The organism is Pseudomonas sp. 5P_3.1_Bac2 (assembly GCF_025465995.1).
GTDB lineage: Bacteria > Pseudomonadota > Gammaproteobacteria > Pseudomonadales > Pseudomonadaceae > Aquipseudomonas.
Window position 1 is genome coordinate 120,544 of sequence record NZ_JANLNY010000022.1, and the last position, 19,285, is coordinate 139,828.

Genomic DNA, 19,285 nt, shown 5'->3' on the forward strand with positions numbered 1-19,285 from the left:
TTCCGGTAGCACCTGGCGGCGTCAGGCTGTCACCAGACAACGCATTAGCCGGTAACGTCAGCCCCAGACGGCGTTATGGTTGGGCCAGTTAAGCGCACCAAGACCGGGCGAAGGCACTGCGCAGGTGCACAGCCGACCTTCTAAGGCGGGCGCCTGACTAACACTCCACAGCGCTAACGGCGAGGCCGCCACGGGAGGTTTCCTTGTACTTGTCGTGCATATCGGCGCCGGTGTCGCGCATGGTGCGAATCACCCGATCCAGGGAAATAAAGTGCTGACCATCACCCCGCAACGCCATTTGCGCGGCATTGATGGCTTTCACGGCGGCAATCGCGTTGCGCTCGATGCACGGCACCTGCACGAGGCCGCCAACCGGGTCGCAGGTCAGCCCCAGGTTATGCTCCAGGCCAATTTCCGCGGCGTTTTCCACCTGCCCCGGCGTACCCCCTAATATCTCGGCCAAGCCAGCAGCGGCCATGGCGCAGGCCGAACCGACTTCACCTTGGCAGCCGACCTCAGCGCCTGAGATCGAGGCATTCTTTTTACACAGGATGCCGATGGCCGCGGCGGCCAGGAGATAGTCCACGACATCGTCTTCACTGACGGTGGGGCTTACGCGCACAAAGTAATGCAGCACCGCCGGGATAATCCCCGCCGCGCCATTGGTAGGCGCAGTGACCATCCGTCCGCCCGCGGCGTTTTCTTCATTGACGGCCAGGGCAAATAAGTTGACCCATTCCAAGCCGCTTAGGGTCGAGCCGATCACATTGGGCCTGTTCATCTGCTGCAGGCTGCGGTACAGCCTGGCGGCGCGACGCGGCACATTGAGGCCGCCGGGGAGCACGCCCTCCTGCCGCAAGCCCTGCTCCACACAGTCGCGCATGGCCTGCCAGATACGCAGCAGGCCGCTGCGAATTTCTGCCTCACTGCGCCACACCCGCTCGTTGGCCAACATCAACGCCGAGATACGCAGCTTATGCGTGGCGCATAACTGCAGCAGTTGCTCCGCGCTGTCAAAGTCATAGGGCAGCGGGCTGTGCGGCTGATCCCATTGAGCGCTGGTGGCCTGCTGCTGATCCAGCACAAAGCCGCCGCCAACTGAGTAGTAGGTGTTGCTATAGAGCAGCGCGCCGGCGCTGTCATAGGCACTGATGGACATCGCGTTGGGGTGATAGGGCAGGTTTTCCTCGAGCATTAACAGATCCCGCGCCCAAACAAACTCGATGCCGTGCCGCCCGCCCAGCAGCAAACGCTGACTGCTGCGCAGCTCGGCGATGCGCGGAGCGATGTGGCTTGGCTCGATCTGATCCGGCCACTCGCCCATCAAACCCATCAGCACCGCGTGGTCGCTGCCATGGCCGACGCCGGTGGCTGATAACGAGCCATACAGCTGCACCAACACCCGCTGACACTGCTCAAGTACGCCCTGCTCCTGCAAGGCGCCGCTGAATAAAGCAGCGGCGCGCATCGGCCCGACGGTGTGCGAACTGGATGGACCGATGCCGATTTTGAACAAGTCAAATACGCTGATAGCCACACTGCTTTTCCTCACCATGCTGAACCTGGCCCATGTTCGAGAATTCGCGCGCACAGCGCCGCCCCATACCGACTCAGCCATATCTAAAGCCGTCAGGCGAGGTTCGCCAATGTCGCTGCCCAACACTCGAGATAAGCTTGCCAAGCAGTGCCGGCGCGCCTTGGCGGGAGCCATTGGCCACCTGCGACAGGGTCGCGCAGGGCGTGTATCGCAGCAGGTTGCTCGGGGTAAAAGTCTGTTAGGGTGGTGACTCATCCACTGCCGCTAGCTGGTTTTTTAGCGCGCCAATGACTCCTCCAGCAGGTTGCGCAAGCCCACTGCTGACTGGCCTTGAGCACTAGGTCAAAACACCCTTACCCCGCATGTCGTGGCGCAACACGTCAGAGTCGCAAACCGATAATTGCGCCAAGCCGAAGACTATATCGTTGACTCAGCAGAATTCGCCGCGGTTGCCTGCCCGCAGGTAACAGGTCAGGACCGCCCACAGCAGGCGCCCTAAACATAATTTTTGTAGCCCAGCACGGCGCAGGTGCGCGATGGAATCGCCCAGGAACGGGCTTAAAACAACTGCCAGAGGGTTTGGAACAGGCTTTGCAGAACAGGCTTAGCCAACAGCACCTGCGCTGCCCATTCGACAGCCCGCCGCCGGCTGATGCTTGACCCGGCACGGACAACGAGTGGGTATGGGTGTGTCGGGCTAAATCTGGGCAGCACCCAGAAACCCAGTAAATCCACACAGGCAAGAACAGTCGGCATCACCCTCCAGGCGCCCAGCGCGCCAGAGCGGTCCGCAGTACTGATCTGGATGTCTACTGAAGGGGAATGATCCCATGCAGTCTGGAAAAATCGTCGTCGAGAATCTCTATAAGGTTTTTGGCGCACACCCCCAAGAAGCCATTGCCCTGTTACAGCAGGGCTGGAGCAAGGAACGCATACTGGCGGAAAAAGGCGCGATTATTGGCGTCAGCGACGTGTCCTTTAGCGTCGAGGAAGGGGAAATTTTCGTGCTGATGGGCCTTTCCGGCTCCGGCAAATCCACCCTGATTCGCCTGATCAACCGCTTAGTCGAGCCCAGCGCCGGCAACGTCTATATCGACGGGCAAAACGTCGCCAAGCTGCCCAAGGCGCAGCTGATTGATCTGCGTCGCCGCGACATGAGCATGGTGTTCCAATCCTTCGCCCTGATGCCCTCGCGCAGCGTGCTGGAGAACGCCGCCTTCGGCTTGGAAGTGGCCGGTAAAAACAAAGCTGAGCGCGAACAACGGGCCATGCAGGTGCTCAAGCAAGTAGGCCTGGATACGTTCGCCCACAAGCTGCCCAGCGAGCTGTCCGGCGGCATGCAGCAACGGGTCGGCCTGGCCCGGGCGCTGGCGGTCAACCCCTCGATGATCATCATGGACGAGGCCTTCTCCGCCCTCGATCCGCTCAAGCGCCGGGAGATGCAGGACATCCTTCTGGAGCTGCAAAAGACCGATCGACGCACCATTATTTTCGTCAGCCACGACATCGAAGAAGCCATGCGCATCGGCAATCGCATCGGCATCATGGAGGGCGGCAAGCTGGTTCAGGTCGGCACCCCGCAAGAGCTGATCGACAATCCCGCCAACGATTACGTGCGCAACTTCTTCAACACCGTCGACACCAACCGCTACCTCACCGCCGGGCAACTCAAGGCCGACAGCGTGCCGGTGTATGTGCACAACGGCAAAGCCCCGGACGCCCAGCTGGTGTGCCAGGAGCTGCTGGCCAAGGACAAGCACTACGCCTTTGTGGTCAACGAGCAAAACGTCTTCCAAGGCTCGATCAGCCTGGAAAAAATCGCCTTGCTCGTCGACGGCGGTTGCAGCGTGGCCCTGGATCACAAGGTGCTCAAGGCCGTGCAGCCGATCCCCGAACACCTCAATCTCAATGAAGTGATCGAACGCTTGGTGGACAACGAAGGGCCGGTACCGGTGATCGACCAGCACGGCTGCTACAGCGGCGCCATCAGCAAAGGCCGTCTGCTCAGCCGGCTACAGGGAGAGAGCCATGAGTGAGAAAAAGCTCGACCTCGGCAGCTGGGTCAACGATGCCGTGCAGCACCTGCTGGATAACTACAGCGACGGCTTCGACAGCATCGGCAAGGTGGTTAACGGTTTTTCCGAAGGCATCGAGTGGCTGCTGTTGCTGCCGCCGGCCTGGCTGCTGATCGCGATTTTCGTCGGCCTGGGGCTGTGGCGCATCGGTTTTAAATTTGCCGTGTTCACCGCCGTGGCCTTTGTTCTGATTGTATTGACCGGCTTCTGGGAGCAGACCGTGGTGACCCTCGGCCTGACCTTCTCCGCCACCTTGATCAGCCTGCTGCTCGGCGTGCCCTTGGGCATTTGGGCGGCGCGCAGCGAGCGGGTGGCCACGCTGATCCGGCCGATCCTCGATTTTATGCAGACCATGCCCGCCTTCGTTTACCTGATCCCCGCCGCCATGCTGTTTGGCCTGGGCCGGGTGCCGGGCATCATCGCCACGGTGATTTTCGCCATGCCGCCGGCGGTGCGCTTAACCGCCCTGGGCATCCGTCAGGTTAATAAAGAAATCATCGAAGCCGGCCACTCCTTCGGCTGCACCCCCAGCCAGCTGTTGTTCAAGGTGCAGTTGCCGAACGCCATGCCGTCGATCATGGCCGGGGTTAACCAGACCATCATGATGGCTCTGTCGATGGTGATCATCGCCTCCATGGTGGGTGCCGGCGGCCTGGGTAACGATGTGCTGGCCAGCATCCAGCGCCTGGACATCGGCCTGGGTTTTGAAAGCGGTATGGCCGTAGTGCTGCTGGCGATCATCCTCGACCGCATCACCGAGAGTTTTGGTACACCAAAAACCGCCAAACGCAGCAGGTTGTCGCGCTGGGTTAACGGCAAGCTGAGCGCCACTAAGGCGTAACTTTGGCCAACACGGGAGTCGCAGATGAAAACTATAAAACAGATCGCAGGCGCCGGCCTGCTCTGCATGACTTTGCTACAAAACGCTTGGGCTCAAGAACCAGAAAGCTGCAAATTGGTGCGTTTCGCCGAGATCGGCTGGGCCGATATCGCCGCCACCACCGGCGTCGCCATGACCTTGAGCGAGGCGCTGGGCTACCAGACCCGCAAGATCATGGCGTCGGTCCCCATCGCCTTTACCGGCGTGCAAAACAAGCAGATCGACGTCTTCCTCGGCTACTGGGCGCCATCCATGGACGCGGTGATTGAGCCGTTCACCAAAAGCGGCGGGGTCAAGGTGCTGCCAAAGGCCAACCTCGAAGGCGCCAAATACACCCTCGCCGTGCCGACCTACGCGGCCCAAGCCGGGCTGAAAAGCTTTGCCGATATTGCCAAGTTTAAAGATCAACTGGGCGGCAAGATCTTCGGCATCGAACCGGGCAACGACGGCAACCTGCTGATCGACGGCATGATCAAGGCCAACAAGTTCGACTTGGGCGACTTCAAGATGGTCGAGTCCAGCGAAGCCGGCATGCTGGTCCAGATCCAACGGGCGATTAAGAAAAACGAGCCAGCAGTATTCCTCGGCTGGGCGCCCCACCCGATGAACACCCAGTTCGACATCACCTACCTGGAAGGCGGCGATGAAGTGTTCGGCCCCGACTTCGGCGCGGCCAAGGTGTTCACCGTGGTGCCGCCAGATTACGAGGCGCGCTGCAGCAACGTTGGCAAGCTGCTGAATAACCTGCAGTTCAGCGTCGAGATCGAAAGCCAACTGATGGATAAGGTCCTGCAAAAGCAGAACCCCACCACCGTGGCGGCGCAGTGGCTGAAAGCCAACCCGGCGATTCTTGAGCAGTGGCTGGCAGGCGTCAGCACCTTCGACGGCCAGGATGGCCTGGCCGCGGTGAAGAAACACCTCGGTCTGTAACCCCAACCCACCGGCGCAGCCTCTGGCTGCGCCGGCCTCCCCCGCCCCCCGTGCCGCGCTGGTTCACCAGCACGCGGCCAGCTATTGCCGCAAGACACGGCGTTACCCCTCAGGAGAGCAGCATGGCGACTTTAAAAAAACTTGGTACTGGCCTTATCGGTTTGGCTTTAAGCATGGCCGTGGGCATCAGCCACGCCGCTGACAAACCCAGTCTCAGCATTGGCTTCGTCAACGGCTGGGATGACAGCGTTGCCGCCACCTATGTGGCCGGCGAAATCCTGCACAGCAAGCTCGGCTATAAGGTGCAGTTCAAACCCGTGGAGCCGGCCATCATGTGGCAAGGCGTTGCCCGCGGTGATTTGGACGCCAGCCTGTCAGCCTGGATGCCGGCCACCCACGGCGAGTACTACGCCAAGCTCAAGGACAAAATCAGCGTGCTGGGCACCAACTACGCAGGGGCCAAAATCGGCCTGATCGTGCCGGAATATGTGCAGGCGAAAAGCATTGCCGACCTGCAAACCTACAGCGCGGATTTCGACGGCAAGATCATCGGTATCGATGCCGGCGCCGGCGTGATGCGCCGCACCGAGGATGCGTTGAAGCAGTACGAGTTAAGCAAGATCAAACTCATGGCCAGTTCCGGGCCGGCCATGGCCACAGCGTTAGCCCGCGCCGAGAAAGAACACCAGGCCATAGTCGTGACCGGCTGGATCCCCCATTGGATGTTCGCCAAATGGCAACTGCGCTTCCTCGATGACCCGAAGAATGTGTTTGGCGAGGCTGAGCGTATCGACACCATCGCCAACCCCGAACTCAGCAAAAAAGCGCCTGAGGCTGCCGCCTTCCTCAGTAAATTTAGCTGGGGCGCGGAAGAAGTCGGCGCAGTGATGCTGAGCATCCGCGACGGCGCCAAACCGCAAGCCGCCGCTAAAGCCTGGGTCGAGCAGAACCCTGAGCGCGTGGCGCAGTGGCTGACTCAGTGAGTGATGGGCCTGACTGAAAACGGGCTACGGCCCGTTTTTTTTGCATAACCGCGAACACCGGCCAGCGCCGCGTCATTGTCAGCAACAGGTCACTGCGGTAAAAGCAAAAACTTATGCAGCGCGCCGTGGAGCCAAGCATGAGCATCAAACAGGTGGGAGGCGTCAGCGTACATCAGCAGCACCAGGCCAGCTGTCATTGCGGCGCTGTACAGCTGTTGCTGGAGTTACCGCACGGCATCGTCAATCCACGGCGCTGCGATTGTTCGCTGTGCCGGCGCAAAGGGGCGATTGTCGCGTCGGTGGCGCTGGATGGCATTCGTATTCTTGCCGGCCAGGCACAACTGACCCTGTATCAGTTCAACACGCACACCGCTAAGCACTACTTTTGCTCAGTGTGCGGCATCTATACCCACCACCAGCGCCGCTCCAAGCCTGATGAGTACGGGTTTAACGTAGCCTGCCTGGAAGGCATCAACCCGTACTTACTGCCTGAAGTGGCGCTGCTCGATGGCATCAACCACCCGGCGGATCGCCTAGCGCCGTCAGACTGACAGGCGACTGCGCGGCTGCGCCGTCGGCTCCATACACAGGCGGTTACGGCCCTGCTGCTTGGCGTTGTACAGCAGCTTGTCGGCACGGCTGAACATACTGTCCATGCTGTCGCCGTCATGCATTTGCGCCAGGCCAATACTGACGCTGACGTACGCCGCCGTCGGCGAGGCCGCATGGGGGATATTCAAGTCGCGAAAGGCGTTGACCATCCCCTGGATATAGCTGCTGCAGCCCTGTGCATTGTCGCTGTGGACCAATACCGCAAACTCTTCACCGCCTAAACGCACGGCGAGATCCAACGGCCGGCGCAGATGCCCGCGCAGCACCTTGGCCACTTTGCGCAGCACCTCATCGCCGGCCTGATGGCCGTAGTGATCGTTGTAGAGCTTGAAGTGATCGATATCGATGATCGCCAAAAACAGCTGTTGCTGCTGCTCGCGGCGGGTATGGCCCATATAACGCTGGAACTGGTCGTTAAACAGGCGCCGGTTGCCCAAGCCCGTAAGCGGGTCGTGACCGGCCTCCCATTTCAACAGTTTGCGCAGCAGAAACTGCTCGCGCTTGGCCCGCTCGCGGTAATAGGCGGTGACAGCCGAGAGAAATAAGGTCACCACCATGGAGCCCATCGTCACCCAATGGGTCAGCATATCGGCCGGTTTTTTCAGCATAAACGGCCCAGCCAGGCCACAGATCAGGCACACCGCCGCCGCCACCGGCAACATCTGCCGCAGCGGCACACCCAAGGGATACAAGGCCACCACCACGGTCAGCAGCAGCACACTGCTGGTCTCATGCAAGCCGACATTACGCAGGGTGTAAGAGGTCATGACGATGCCGCTGCTACACGCCAACACCAGAATGGCCATCCACACGTTGCGCTGCTGCAACGGAGTGCTCGCCCGGCTGAGCAGCCATACCACCCAGGCAAAGCACAGCATAACCAGCACCCGTGGCATGGCCACGCCCAACAGGAACTCCTCGGCGTATTCACCCCCGCGAATAAACTGCCAGCGCCAGCTATCCAGGCCCAGATAAGCCGCCCACAACAGCATCAGGAAAAATGAGGTAAATAGCGCGCTGCGCTGCTCAGTGCTGCGTAACTCATTGGCAAACTCACATTCCAATGCTGCCGGAAACCCTAAACTGCGCGAGGGTTGGTCGAGCTGCTGGCGTACTACTTCGATATCGATCTCGCTACAGGAGCTATTCAATTGATTAGCCTAACTAGCCAAGGTTGAGTGACATTCGACTACGGGCACGTCCGTACGTCGAGGTGATCTGCTGAGTGTAGAAAAGTTTTCTGAATTAACTCCAGAGATGTAAAGCAATAAGACATCGCAAAGGCCCTAGGTTGATTGATTGATCAACATCAGACGGCCTAGACTGCGCGCATTCAGCTATTGGCCCTTGATGGAGAAGTCCCATGCCTAAGGTTGGAATGCAGCCGATCCGCCGCTCGCAGTTGATCGCCGCGACCCTGGAGGCAGTCGATCAAGTCGGCATGAGCGACGCCAGCATCGCCTATATCGCCCGTATCGCCGGGGTCTCGAACGGCATCATCAGCCACTACTTCCGCGACAAAAATGGCCTGCTCGAAGCCACCATGCGGCATTTGATGCAGGCCTTGAGCGATGCCGTGCGGCAACGCCGGCAACGCCTGCACGACGGCGCGCCACGGGAGCATCTGCGGGCGATTATTGAAGGCAACTTCGATGACAGCCAGGTCAGCGGCCCGGCGATGAAAACCTGGCTGGCGTTCTGGGCCACCAGCATGCACCAGCCGGCCCTGCGCCGCTTACAGCGGGTCAACGACCACCGGCTGTATTCCAACCTGTGCGGGCAGTTTCGTTTAGTGCTGCCGCCGGATCAGGCGCGCAGTGCCGCCCGTGGCCTGGCGGCATTGATCGATGGTCTGTGGCTGCGCGGCGCACTGTCCGGCGAGACCTTCGATACTCAACAAGCCATGCAGATCGCCTACGACTATCTGGACCTGCAACTGGCCAAGCAGTTGGGCTAAGTCAGGCGACTTAACTCAACTGCTGCAGCAGGGCGCGCCGGACTAATGCTTAAGCACCACCGGCGCTGCGGGAGTTTGCTGCGGCTCGCTGGCTGACCAGCGCCACATCGGCGCGCATGGTCTTGAGCAAGGCAAACATATACAGCAGCAACACCACCGAGAACGGCAGGCCGGCCAGCACCACCACCGTCTGCATAGCGGTGAAGTTACCGGCGAACAGCAGGCCGATGGTCACCAAGGTAATCAGCACACTCCAGAAGATCCGCAACCAGTGCGGAGCGTCCTGATCCAGCTCGGTGCCCTCGCGTGACAGGTTGGCCAGCATGATCGAGCCGGAATCAGCCGGGGTCAGGAACAACACAAAGCCAACGCAGATCGACACGCCAATCACCAGCTTGGACCAGGGATAGTGCTCCAGCAGCAGGTAGATCGACATGGCCGGCTGCTCCAGCGCGGCCTTGGCCAGGTCGTCGGCGCCATGGTTGAGCACCAGGTCCAGAGCGCTGTTACCGAAAATCGACAGCCAGGCCAGGGTGAACGCCAGCGGGATCAGCAGCACGCCAAACACCAACTCGCGCACGGTGCGGCCGCGGGAAATCCGCGCGATAAACATGCCGACAAAAGGTGCCCAGGAAATCCACCAGGCCCAGTAGAACAGGGTCCACAGGCCCAGCCACTCTTCGGTTTTACCGGCATGACCGGTGTACACGTAGAGATCAAAAGTCTTCAGCACCAGACCGTCGAAGTAATTGCCCAAGTTCTGCACCAAGCTGTTGAGCAAGTGCAGGGTATTGCCGGCCAGCAGAACAAATATCAGCAGCCCGCTAAACAGGATGATGTTGAGGTTGGACAGACGCCGGATGCCCTTCTCCACCCCCGACACCGCCGCCAGGGTCGCCACCAGACTCATCAGCAAAATCACCATGAGCAAGGCGCTGGGGCTGTGCGGAAGACCAAAAAGGTATTCCAAGCCGGATGACACCTGCAACGAGCCAATGCCTAAGTTAGTGACCAGACCGAGCAGGGTCACAAAGATGCCGAAGCAATCCACCGCATTGCCCACCCAGCCCCGGGTCAGGCGCTCGCCAAACAGCGGATAAAAAGCCGAACGCAGGGCCAATGGTTGCTTATGGCGATAGGCGAAGTAGCCCACCGCCAGGCCAACCAGCGCGTAAATCGCCCAGCCATGCACGCCCCAATGCAAAAAGGTCAGCTGCAACGCTTGGCCGGCCGACTCCGGGCTGCCAGCCACGCCTTGGGGCGGATTAAACAGGTGATCAAGCGGCTCCGAGGCGGCGAAATACAGCAGCGAGATGCCAATCCCGGAGGAGAACAACATGCCCGCCCAGGCCCCGTAACTGAACTCCGGCCGCTCGTGATCAGCGCCTAAGCGCAGGGTGCCGAAACGCGACAGCGCGACATACAGGACAAACACCAGATAGGCGCCAATCGCCAGCATGTAATACCAGCCAAAGCTGCGCGACAGCCACAACTGCGCCTTGGCCAGCCAAGCGCCGGCAGCCTCGGGAAAGATAATCAGGATCAGGCTCAGCAGCACAATCAAGCTGGTTGAGCCGTAAAACACCAAGGGGTTGAGACGGACTTTGCCAGGCGGGACAGAAGTCGTAGGGACGGCAATCGCAGAGGCAGAACTACTCATAAGATCGCGGAGCTCCAGGGCAGTGGATATGCACGCAAGCGGAGTCCCGCCGGCATTGTAATGACCGCCAAGGTGGTGGCGCGTTTCTATGGCACGTCCTGCCTCCCTAGCTGATGCGACGTTGCGCCGCACCTTGGTCGTGGAACCGAGCTTATTCTTTATTGTTTGAACGTTCAATAAAAATAAAGTAGGCTGATTTTCACCTTGCCATTACCGGCGCCAGCCCTACTCGCCCGGTGATTTGCCCACACCAGGAGAATTCCTTTAAGGATTCCCACAGCCTTAAGAGAGACCATCCATGACTCGATTCGCCGAACAGCAGCTCTACATTGGTGGCCGTTACGTCGCCGGCAGCAGCGGGCAAACCTTCGACAGCATCAACCCAGCCAACGGCGAAGTGCTGGCCAAAGTGCAGCGCGCCAGCCAAGCCGATGTGGACAAGGCTGTAGCTAGCGCGGCGGCCGGGCAGAAAGTCTGGGCGGCGATGACGGCCATGCAGCGCTCGCGCATCCTGCGCAAAGCCGTGGACATCCTGCGTGAACGCAACGACGAGCTGGCCGCGCTGGAAACCCTCGACACCGGCAAGCCGCTGTCGGAAACCCGCTACGTGGATATCGTCACCGGCGCCGACGTGCTGGAGTACTACGCCGGCCTGATCCCGGCCATCGAAGGCGAGCAAATTCCGCTGCGCGACACCAGCTTCGTCTACACCCGCCGCGAGCCGCTGGGTGTCGTGGCCGGTATCGGGGCGTGGAACTACCCGATCCAGATCGCCCTGTGGAAGTCCGCCCCAGCTTTGGCAGCCGGCAACGCGATGATCTTCAAGCCCAGCGAAGTCACCTCCCTGACCGCGCTGAAACTGGCCGAGATCTACACCCAGGCCGGCGTGCCCGATGGCGTGTTTAACGTGCTCACCGGCAGCGGTCGCGAGGTTGGCCAGTGGCTCACCGAACATCCGGGCATCGAAAAAATTTCCTTTACCGGCGGCACCGTCACCGGCAAAAAAGTCATGGCCAGCGCCAGCAGCTCGACCCTCAAAGAAGTGACCATGGAGCTGGGCGGCAAGTCGCCATTGATCATCTTCGAAGACGCGGATCTGGACCGCGCCGCCGACATCGCGGTGATGGCCAACTTCTACAGCTCCGGCCAGGTCTGCACCAACGGCACCCGCGTGTTTATCCCACGCATGCTGCAAGCGCGCTTTGAAGCCAAGGTGCTGGAGCGGGTCAAGCGCATCCGCTTAGGCGAACCACAAGATGACGCCACCAACTTCGGCCCGCTGGTGAGCTTTGCCCATATGCAAAGCGTGCTGGACTACATCGACAGCGGCCGTAACGAAGGCGCGCGCTTGCTGATCGGTGGCGAACGCGTCAGCGCCGGCGACTACGCCAATGGCGCCTATGTCGCCCCGACCGTATTCAGCGACTGCACGGACGAGATGACCATCGTGCGCGAAGAAATCTTCGGCCCGGTGATGAGCATCCTGGTTTATGACACTGAAGAAGAAGCCATCCGCCGCGCCAACGCCACGGAGTACGGCCTCGCTGCGGGCCTAGTGACCCGCGACCTCAACCGCGCGCACCGGGTGATCCACCAGCTCGAAGCCGGCATCTGCTGGATCAACACCTGGGGCGAGTCACCGGCCGAAATGCCCGTGGGCGGCTACAAGCAATCCGGCGTGGGTCGCGAAAACGGTCTGACCACCTTGGCCCACTACACCCGCATCAAATCGGTGCAGGTTGAGCTGGGCGACTACAACTCGGTGTTCTAAAGCCGCTGGGATTTCTCGGGCGCCGCCTTGCGCCCCACCTATTCAGCCTGGCTGGCCTGCGCCAGCCCGCGTGCAGAGGTTTGCTTATGAGCAATGAATACGACTACATCATCATCGGCGCTGGCTCGGCCGGTAACGTGCTGGCCACCCGCCTGACCGAAGATGCCGGGGTCAGCGTGCTGCTGCTGGAAGCCGGCGGCCCGGATTATCGCTTTGATTTTCGCACCCAAATGCCCGCGGCCCTGGCTTACCCGCTACAAGGCCGGCGCTATAACTGGGCTTACCTGACCGACCCCGAGCCGCATATGAACAACCGCCGCATGGAATGCGGACGCGGTAAGGGCATTGGCGGCTCGTCGTTGATCAACGGCATGTGCTACATCCGTGGCAACGCCCTGGACTACGACGGCTGGGCGCAACTCAAAGGTCTGGAGAGCTGGAGTTATCTGGACTGCCTGCCGTATTTCCGCAAAGCCGAAACCCGCGATATCGGCCCTAATCCGTACCACGGCGGCGACGGCCCGGTCAGCGTGACCACGCCGAAGAACGGCAACAACCCGCTGTTCCACGCCATGGTCGAGGCCGGCGTGCAGGCCGGTTTCCCGCGCACCGACGACCTCAACGGTTTCCAGCAAGAAGGCTTCGGCCCGATGGACCGCACCGTCACCCCAGAAGGCCGCCGCGCCGCCACGGGCCGTGGTTATCTGGATCAGGCCCGGCAGCGGCCTAACCTGACCATCGTGCCCCACGCCCTCACCGACCGCATTCTGTTCACTGACAAGCGCGCCACTGGGGTCAGCTACCTGCTTGGCGCCAGCAATCAACCCCACGAGGCCCGTGCGCGCCGTGAAGTGCTGCTGTGCGGCGGCGCCATCGCCTCGCCGCAAATTCTCCAGCGCTCAGGCGTCGGTCCCGCGGAGTTGCTGCGCAGCCTGGAGATTCCCGTGGTCCACGACCTGCCAGGGGTTGGCCAGAACCTGCAGGATCACCTTGAGCTGTACCTGCAATACGCCTGCACCCAGCCGGTATCGATTTATCCGGCCACCAAATGGTGGAACCAGCCGGCGATTGGCGCGCAGTGGCTGTTCTTCGGCAGCGGTTTGGGCGCCAGCAACCAGTTTGAGGCCGGCGGTTTTATCCGCAGCCGCGAAGAGTTCAAGTGGCCGAATATCCAGTATCACTTCCTGCCGGTCGCGATTAACTACAACGGCAGCAAGGGCGTGCAGGAGCACGGTTTCCAGGCGCACATGGGCTCCATGCGCTCGCCGAGCCGGGGGCGCATTGAGGTCAAATCCAAAGACCCGCGGCAAGACCCCAGCATCCTCTTCAACTACATGGCCACCGAGCAGGACTGGCAAGAGTTCCGCGACGGCATCCGCATCACCCGCGAGATCATGGCCCAGGCCGCGCTCGATCCTTACCGTGGCCGCGAGATCAGCCCCGGTGCCCAGGTGCAAACCGATGCCGAGCTGGACGCGTTTATCCGCGAGCACGCCGAAACGGCCTATCACCCGTCCTGCTCATGCAAGATGGGTGAAGACGACATGGCCGTGGTCGATGCTCAAGGCCGCGTACACGGCATGCAGGGCTTGCGCGTGGTGGATGCGTCGATCATGCCGATCATCACCACCGGCAACCTCAACGCGCCAACGATCATGATCGCCGAGAAAATCGCCGATCAAATCCGTGGTCGCACACCCCTGCCGCGCAGCACCGCGCCCTACTACGTGGCCAACGGCGCTCCGGTGCGCGGCACCCCGCAGCGCCAGGCCAAGTAGGTCATGGCCCGTAGCCACCCCAGTGGCTGCGGGTTGCCCTGCAGCGCCAATTCCCGTCAGGTTCAGTCGCCGGTTAGCCGGTCACGCGCATCTGCGTCTTGAAGCCTTGGCCCAAGCGCGTCGATAATGTGCAGTTTTCAACCAGCGCCATTGTGCGCCGCCGTTTCCACGGCCGACTGAGCAGACCATGAAAGACAACATTCGCCACCTGATCCAGCAAGCCCTGACCCGTCTCACCGCTGAAGGCGTGCTGCCTGAAGGCTTGAGCCCGGCCATCCAGGTGGAGAACACCAAGGATAAAACCCACGGCGACTTCGCCAGCAACATCGCCATGATGCTGAGCAAGCAAGCCGCGATGAAGCCCCGCGACCTGGCCGAAAAACTCATCGCGGCGCTGCCAGCCGATGCGCAGATCAGCAAAGTTGAGATCGCCGGTCCCGGTTTCCTTAACTTCTACCAGAACACCCAAGCCCTGGCCGCACGCCTGGATAGCTTCCTCGCCGACGCGCAATTGGGCGTGCGCAAGGCTGGCCCGGCGCAAACCGTGGTGGTCGACCTGTCCTCGCCGAACCTGGCCAAGGAAATGCACGTTGGCCACCTGCGCTCCACCATCATCGGTGACGGCGTGGCGCGGGTGCTGGAGTTCTTGGGCGACAAGGTGATCCGGCAGAACCATGTCGGCGACTGGGGCACCCAGTTCGGCATGCTGCTGGCTTTTATGGAGGCCAACCCGGCCGCCGCCGAAAGCGAGCTGGCGGATCTGGAAGGCTTTTACCGCGCCGCCAAAAAATGCTTCGACGACTCCCCGGAGTTCGCCGACCGCGCCCGCGAATTAGTCGTGCTGCTGCAAGCCGGTGATGAGCAGTGCCTGGACCTGTGGCACCGCTTTAACGATATTTCCCTGTCGCACTGCCAGAAGGTCTATGACCTGCTCGGGGTTAAGCTGTCGATGGCCGACGTCAAAGGTGAAAGCGCCTATAACGCCGACCTGCCAGGCATCGTTGCGGCCCTGCGTGACAAAGGCCTGCTCACCGAAGATAACGGTGCGCAGTGCGTGTTCCTGGACGAATTCAAAAACGCCGAAGGCAATCCGCTGCCGGTGATCGTGCAAAAAGCCGGCGGTGGTTACCTCTACTCCACCACCGACCTGGCTGCCATGCGTTATCGCAGCCAGCAACTGCACGCGGACCGCTCGCTGTATTTCGTTGACCAACGCCAGGCCCTGCACTTCCAGATGGTCTTTGAAGTGGCGCGCCGGGCCGGCTTCGTGCATCCAGAGATGCAACTGGAGCACATGGGCTTCGGCACCATGAATGGCGCCGATGGCCGTCCGTTCAAGACCCGCGACGGCGGTACGGTCAAACTGATCGACCTGCTGATCGAGGCGCAAGAACGCGCCTACGTCTTGGTTAAGGGCAAGAACACGGATCTCGCCGAAGACGAGCTGCGCCAGATCGCCCGTTCGGTGGGTATCGCGTCGGTGAAATACGCCGACCTGTCCAAGCACCGCACCAGCGACTACAGCTTTAACTTCGAGCATATGCTCAGCTTCGAGGGCAACACCGCGCCGTACCTGCTCTACGCCTACACCCGGGTAGCCAGCGTGTTCCGCAAGCTGGGCAAGGGTTACGAGCAGATCGACGGCCAGCTGAACCTGCAAGCTGCGCAAGAAATCGAGCTGGCCGGCAAGCTGGCACAGTTCAGCGAAGTGCTCAATGGTGTCGCCGATAAAGGTGTACCGCACCTGCTTTGCGCCTACCTCTACGACCTGGCTGGGCTGTTCTCCAGCTTCTACGAACACTGTCCGATCCTCAGCGCTGAAGATCCTGCTACGCAAAACAGCCGCCTGCGCCTCGCCGCGCTGACCGGTCGCACGCTCAAGCAAGGCCTTGAATTGCTCGGTCTGGATACCTTGGAGCGCATGTAAGTGGCCGCCAAGAAAAAACCAGCACCCAAGCGCGGCGCCAGCCGCTATCAAGCGCCGGCCAAAAAACCCGTGCCAGGCTGGTTTTGGCTGGTCTGCGGGCTAGTCATCGGCGGCTTTATGGTGTTCTTGTTCAGCCTTGAGCCGGGCAAGGGCGACATCAAGCGTGATCGTGGTGAGCAAGCCGGCAACAAGGCACCGAACAAGGTGACCGAGAAGCCTAAGCCAGCTGAGCCGGCTAAGCCTAAGTACGACTTCTACACCTTGCTGCCGGAGTCGGAAGTGATCCTGCCGCCGCAGGCCATCGAACCCACGCCGCCACCTAAGCCGCCGGAGCAAAAACCGGTGACGCCGGAGGAAGCCGCGAAGATCGACGCCGCCCGTGCCGAAGCCCTGCTGAACGGCAAGGAGCCGCCACCGGCGCCCACCGTGGTAGCCAAAGGCCCGCTGACTTCGCAGTTCTTCCTCCAGGCCGGCTCGTTCCGCCGCAAGGACGACGCCAACAGCCTGCGCGCGCAGATCATACTGCTCGGGCAGAACGTGCAAGTGGAGTCTGGCACGGTGCGTGATGAAACCTGGTACCGGGTGTTAGTCGGCCCCTTCGCCAGCCGCGAGCAACTGGGCAGTGCGCAAAAGAACCTGGCGTCCCACGGCTACAGTAACTTGCTGTTACAGCAGCGCCAGGTCCAGTAACCCCGCGACTTTTCAGGCCTGGGCCAATCCTGCATGACTATTTGTCGGCTGGATTCGGCCTGGGGCTTGAAGCCGGCGCCAAGCGCCCCCACTTCATCGGCATTAGGCATTTTCGCCTCGCTGCATGGAGACTCCCCCTTGACCACCATCGTTTCAGTTCGTCGTAATGGCAAAGTCGTTATGGGCGGCGACGGCCAGGTGTCCCTCGGCAACACCGTGATGAAAGGCAACGCGAAGAAAGTTCGGCGCCTCTATCACGGCCAAGTGTTGGCTGGCTTTGCCGGCGCTACCGCGGATGCCTTTACCCTGTTTGAGCGCTTTGAAGGCCAGCTGGAAAAACACCAGGGCCACCTCGTGCGCGCTGCCGTAGAACTGGCCAAAGACTGGCGCACTGACCGCTCCCTGAGTCGCCTGGAAGCTATGTTGGCGGTGGCCAACAAAGACGCGTCCCTGATCATCACCGGTAACGGCGACGTCGTCGAACCTGAGCATGGCCTGATCGCCATGGGCTCCGGCGGCGGCTTCGCCCAAGCGGCGGCCATGGCCCTGTTGCAAAAGACTGAGCTGGGCGCCCGCGAAATTACCGAAGCGGCATTGAACATTGCCGGCTCGATCTGTGTCTTCACCAATCAGAACCTGACTATTGAGGAAGAAGACTGCGCGCAATAAGCGCCGTCTCTTCGGAGTACCCTGCATGTCTATGACGCCCCGCGAGATCGTTCACGAACTCAATCGCCATATCATCGGCCAGGACGATGCCAAGCGCGCTGTCGCCATCGCCCTGCGTAACCGTTGGCGGCGTATGCAACTGCCGGCCGAATTGCGCGCCGAAGTCACGCCGAAAAACATCCTGATGATTGGCCCAACCGGCGTCGGCAAGACCGAAATTGCCCGGCGCCTGGCCAAGCTGGCCAACGCCCCCTTTATCAAAGTCGAAGCGACCAAGTTCACCGAAGTCGGCTATGTCGGCCGCGACGTGGAGTCGATCATCCGCGACCTGGCAGATGCGGCGATCAAGATGCTGCGTGAGCAGGAAATCGTCAAAGTCCGTCACCGCGCGGAAGATGCCGCCGAAGACCGCATCCTCGACGCCCTGCTGCCGCCGGCGCGCACCTTCGGTGACGAAGCCAGCACGCCGAGCGATAGCAACACCCGCCAGCTGTTCCGCAAGCGCCTGCGCGAAGGTCAGCTGGACGATAAAGAAATCGACGTAGAAGTGGCTGACAGCCCAGTGGGCGTGGAAATCATGACCCCACCGGGCATGGAAGAAATGACCAGCCAGCTGCAAAACCTGTTCGCCAACATGGGCAAGGGCAAGACCAAAAGCCGCAAGCTGAAGGTCAAAGACGCCTTGAAAATGATCCGCGATGAAGAGGCCGTGCGCCTGGTCAACGAGGAGGAGCTTAAGGCTCAAGCCCTGGAAGCGGTTGAGCAGCACGGCATCGTGTTTATCGACGAGATCGACAAAGTGGCCAAGCGCGCCAACGCCGGCGGCGCCGATGTGTCCCGTGAAGGCGTGCAGCGCGACCTGCTGCCACTGATCGAAGGCTGCACCGTGACCACCAAGCTGGGCACGGTAAAAACCGACCACATCCTGTTTATTGCCTCCGGTGCCTTCCACCTGAGCAAGCCGAGTGATCTGGTGCCGGAGCTGCAAGGCCGCCTGCCGATTCGCGTTGAACTCAAGGCCCTGTCGCCACAAGACTTCGAGCGCATCCTGAGCGAGCCACATGCGTCGCTCACCGAGCAATACGCGGCGCTGCTCAACACCGAAGGCCTGGGCATCGAGTTTGTCCCGGAAGGCATCAAGCGCATCGCCGAGATTGCCTGGCAGGTTAACGAGAAGACCGAGAATATCGGTGCCCGTCGCCTGCACACCCTGCTGGAGCGCCTGCTGGAGGAAGTCTCGTTCAGCGCCGGTGATCTGGCTGGCCAGCAAAACGGCACGCCCATCGTGATCGACGCCGCTTACGTCAACAGCCACCTCGGCGAGCTGGCGCAAGACGAAGACCTTTCGCGCTACATCCTCTAATCAGCCACCGCAGGCCTGGCCGCAGCGCGCGCCAGGCCTAGCGGCCTCATGTGGTGCACGGCCATGCGAATTCCCAGCGCGATCAAACTGCACAAAGCCTCCAAGACTTTAGAACTGCACTACGGCGCCGAGCAGTACAGCCTGCCCGCCGAGTTTCTGCGGGTGCATTCACCCTCAGCGGAAGTGCAGGGCCACGGCAACCCCATCCTCCAGTTCGGCAAGCTCGGCGTGGCCTTGACCCAGGTTGAACCGGCCGGCAACTACGCCTTGAAACTGACCTTTGATGACGGCCACGACAGCGGCCTGTTCACCTGGGATTACCTCGAACAACTGGCCCTGCGCCAAACTGAGCTGTGGCAAGACTACCTGGCCGAGCTTGCCAGTGCCGGCAAATCCCGCGACCCGAACGAAAGCGTGGTCAAACTGCTGCTGTAAATTTTCCGCTCACTTTCC

At 61.0% G+C, this 19,285-nt stretch carries 16 protein-coding genes; 13 read left to right on the plus strand and 3 right to left on the minus strand.

What is annotated here, in order from left to right; all coding sequences use genetic code 11:
* Positions 1–157 precede the first annotated feature (157 nt).
* Entirely contained in the window at positions 158–1,537 is a 1,380-nt protein-coding gene (locus NTD81_RS11960; protein WP_262182620.1) for an L-serine ammonia-lyase, read from the minus strand.
* An 830-nt stretch (positions 1,538–2,367) separates the two neighbouring features.
* Here NTD81_RS11960 and NTD81_RS11965 point away from each other — a divergent pair.
* The 5 genes from NTD81_RS11965 (at position 2,368) to NTD81_RS11985 (ending at position 6,956) form a co-directional block, all read left to right on the plus strand.
* Positions 2,368–3,573 (plus strand): glycine betaine/L-proline ABC transporter ATP-binding protein, encoded by a 1,206-nt coding sequence (locus NTD81_RS11965; RefSeq protein ID WP_262182621.1) that lies wholly within the window; start codon positions 2,368–2,370, stop codon positions 3,571–3,573.
* Positions 3,566–4,453 (plus strand): ABC transporter permease, encoded by an 888-nt coding sequence (locus tag NTD81_RS11970; RefSeq protein ID WP_262182623.1) that lies wholly within the window; start codon positions 3,566–3,568, stop codon positions 4,451–4,453. The genes NTD81_RS11965 and NTD81_RS11970 overlap by 8 nt, the downstream gene beginning before the upstream one ends.
* A 24-nt stretch (positions 4,454–4,477) precedes the next feature.
* Positions 4,478–5,422 (plus strand): choline ABC transporter substrate-binding protein, encoded by a 945-nt coding sequence (locus NTD81_RS11975; RefSeq protein ID WP_262182624.1) that lies wholly within the window; start codon positions 4,478–4,480, stop codon positions 5,420–5,422.
* A 122-nt stretch (positions 5,423–5,544) separates the two neighbouring features.
* Positions 5,545–6,405, plus strand: coding sequence for a glycine betaine ABC transporter substrate-binding protein (locus NTD81_RS11980; RefSeq protein ID WP_262182626.1), 861 nt, complete (start codon positions 5,545–5,547; stop codon positions 6,403–6,405).
* 137 nt (positions 6,406–6,542) lie between these two features.
* A complete protein-coding gene (locus NTD81_RS11985) occupies positions 6,543–6,956 on the plus strand; it encodes a GFA family protein (protein ID WP_262182628.1) in 414 nt (137 codons plus the stop codon).
* Here NTD81_RS11985 and NTD81_RS11990 read toward each other — a convergent pair.
* Entirely contained in the window at positions 6,948–8,168 is a 1,221-nt protein-coding gene (locus NTD81_RS11990) for a sensor domain-containing diguanylate cyclase (protein ID WP_262182629.1), read from the minus strand. The genes NTD81_RS11985 and NTD81_RS11990 overlap by 9 nt on opposite strands.
* Before the next feature lie 212 nt (positions 8,169–8,380).
* On the opposite strand from NTD81_RS11990, the gene betI reads away from it, so the two are divergent.
* On the plus strand, positions 8,381–8,974 hold the full coding sequence (betI, locus tag NTD81_RS11995; RefSeq protein WP_262182631.1) for a transcriptional regulator BetI: 594 nt from the start codon (positions 8,381–8,383) through the stop codon (positions 8,972–8,974).
* Positions 8,975–9,023: 49 nt separating this feature from the next.
* Here the strand turns inward: betI and NTD81_RS12000 are convergent, their stop codons facing one another.
* Entirely contained in the window at positions 9,024–10,559 is a 1,536-nt protein-coding gene (locus tag NTD81_RS12000; RefSeq protein WP_262182970.1) for a BCCT family transporter, read from the minus strand.
* Positions 10,560–10,932: 373 nt separating this feature from the next.
* Here NTD81_RS12000 and betB point away from each other — a divergent pair, with 373 nt between their 5' ends.
* The 7 genes from betB (at position 10,933) to NTD81_RS12035 (ending at position 19,267) form a co-directional block, all read left to right on the plus strand.
* Positions 10,933–12,405 carry a betaine-aldehyde dehydrogenase gene (gene betB, locus NTD81_RS12005; RefSeq protein WP_262182633.1) on the plus strand — a complete coding sequence of 491 codons (1,473 nt, stop codon included), beginning with the start codon at positions 10,933–10,935 and terminating at the stop codon, positions 12,403–12,405.
* Between the two features lie 86 nt (positions 12,406–12,491).
* On the plus strand, positions 12,492–14,183 hold the full coding sequence (gene betA / locus NTD81_RS12010) for a choline dehydrogenase (protein ID WP_262182635.1): 1,692 nt from the start codon (positions 12,492–12,494) through the stop codon (positions 14,181–14,183).
* A 187-nt stretch (positions 14,184–14,370) separates the two neighbouring features.
* Positions 14,371–16,110, plus strand: a complete 1,740-nt coding sequence (gene argS, locus NTD81_RS12015) for an arginine--tRNA ligase (protein WP_262182638.1) — start codon at positions 14,371–14,373, stop codon at positions 16,108–16,110.
* Positions 16,111–16,800 carry an SPOR domain-containing protein gene (locus tag NTD81_RS12020; RefSeq protein WP_262182641.1) on the plus strand — a complete coding sequence of 230 codons (690 nt, stop codon included), beginning with the start codon at positions 16,111–16,113 and terminating at the stop codon, positions 16,798–16,800.
* Between the two features lie 138 nt (positions 16,801–16,938).
* A complete protein-coding gene (gene hslV / locus NTD81_RS12025) occupies positions 16,939–17,469 on the plus strand; it encodes an ATP-dependent protease subunit HslV (RefSeq protein WP_262182643.1) in 531 nt (176 codons plus the stop codon).
* A 25-nt stretch (positions 17,470–17,494) separates the two neighbouring features.
* Positions 17,495–18,832, plus strand: coding sequence for an ATP-dependent protease ATPase subunit HslU (hslU, locus tag NTD81_RS12030; protein WP_262182644.1), 1,338 nt, complete (start codon positions 17,495–17,497; stop codon positions 18,830–18,832).
* A 63-nt stretch (positions 18,833–18,895) separates the two neighbouring features.
* Positions 18,896–19,267 (plus strand): DUF971 domain-containing protein, encoded by a 372-nt coding sequence (locus NTD81_RS12035; protein WP_262182645.1) that lies wholly within the window; start codon positions 18,896–18,898, stop codon positions 19,265–19,267.
* Positions 19,268–19,285: the final 18 nt, after the last annotated feature.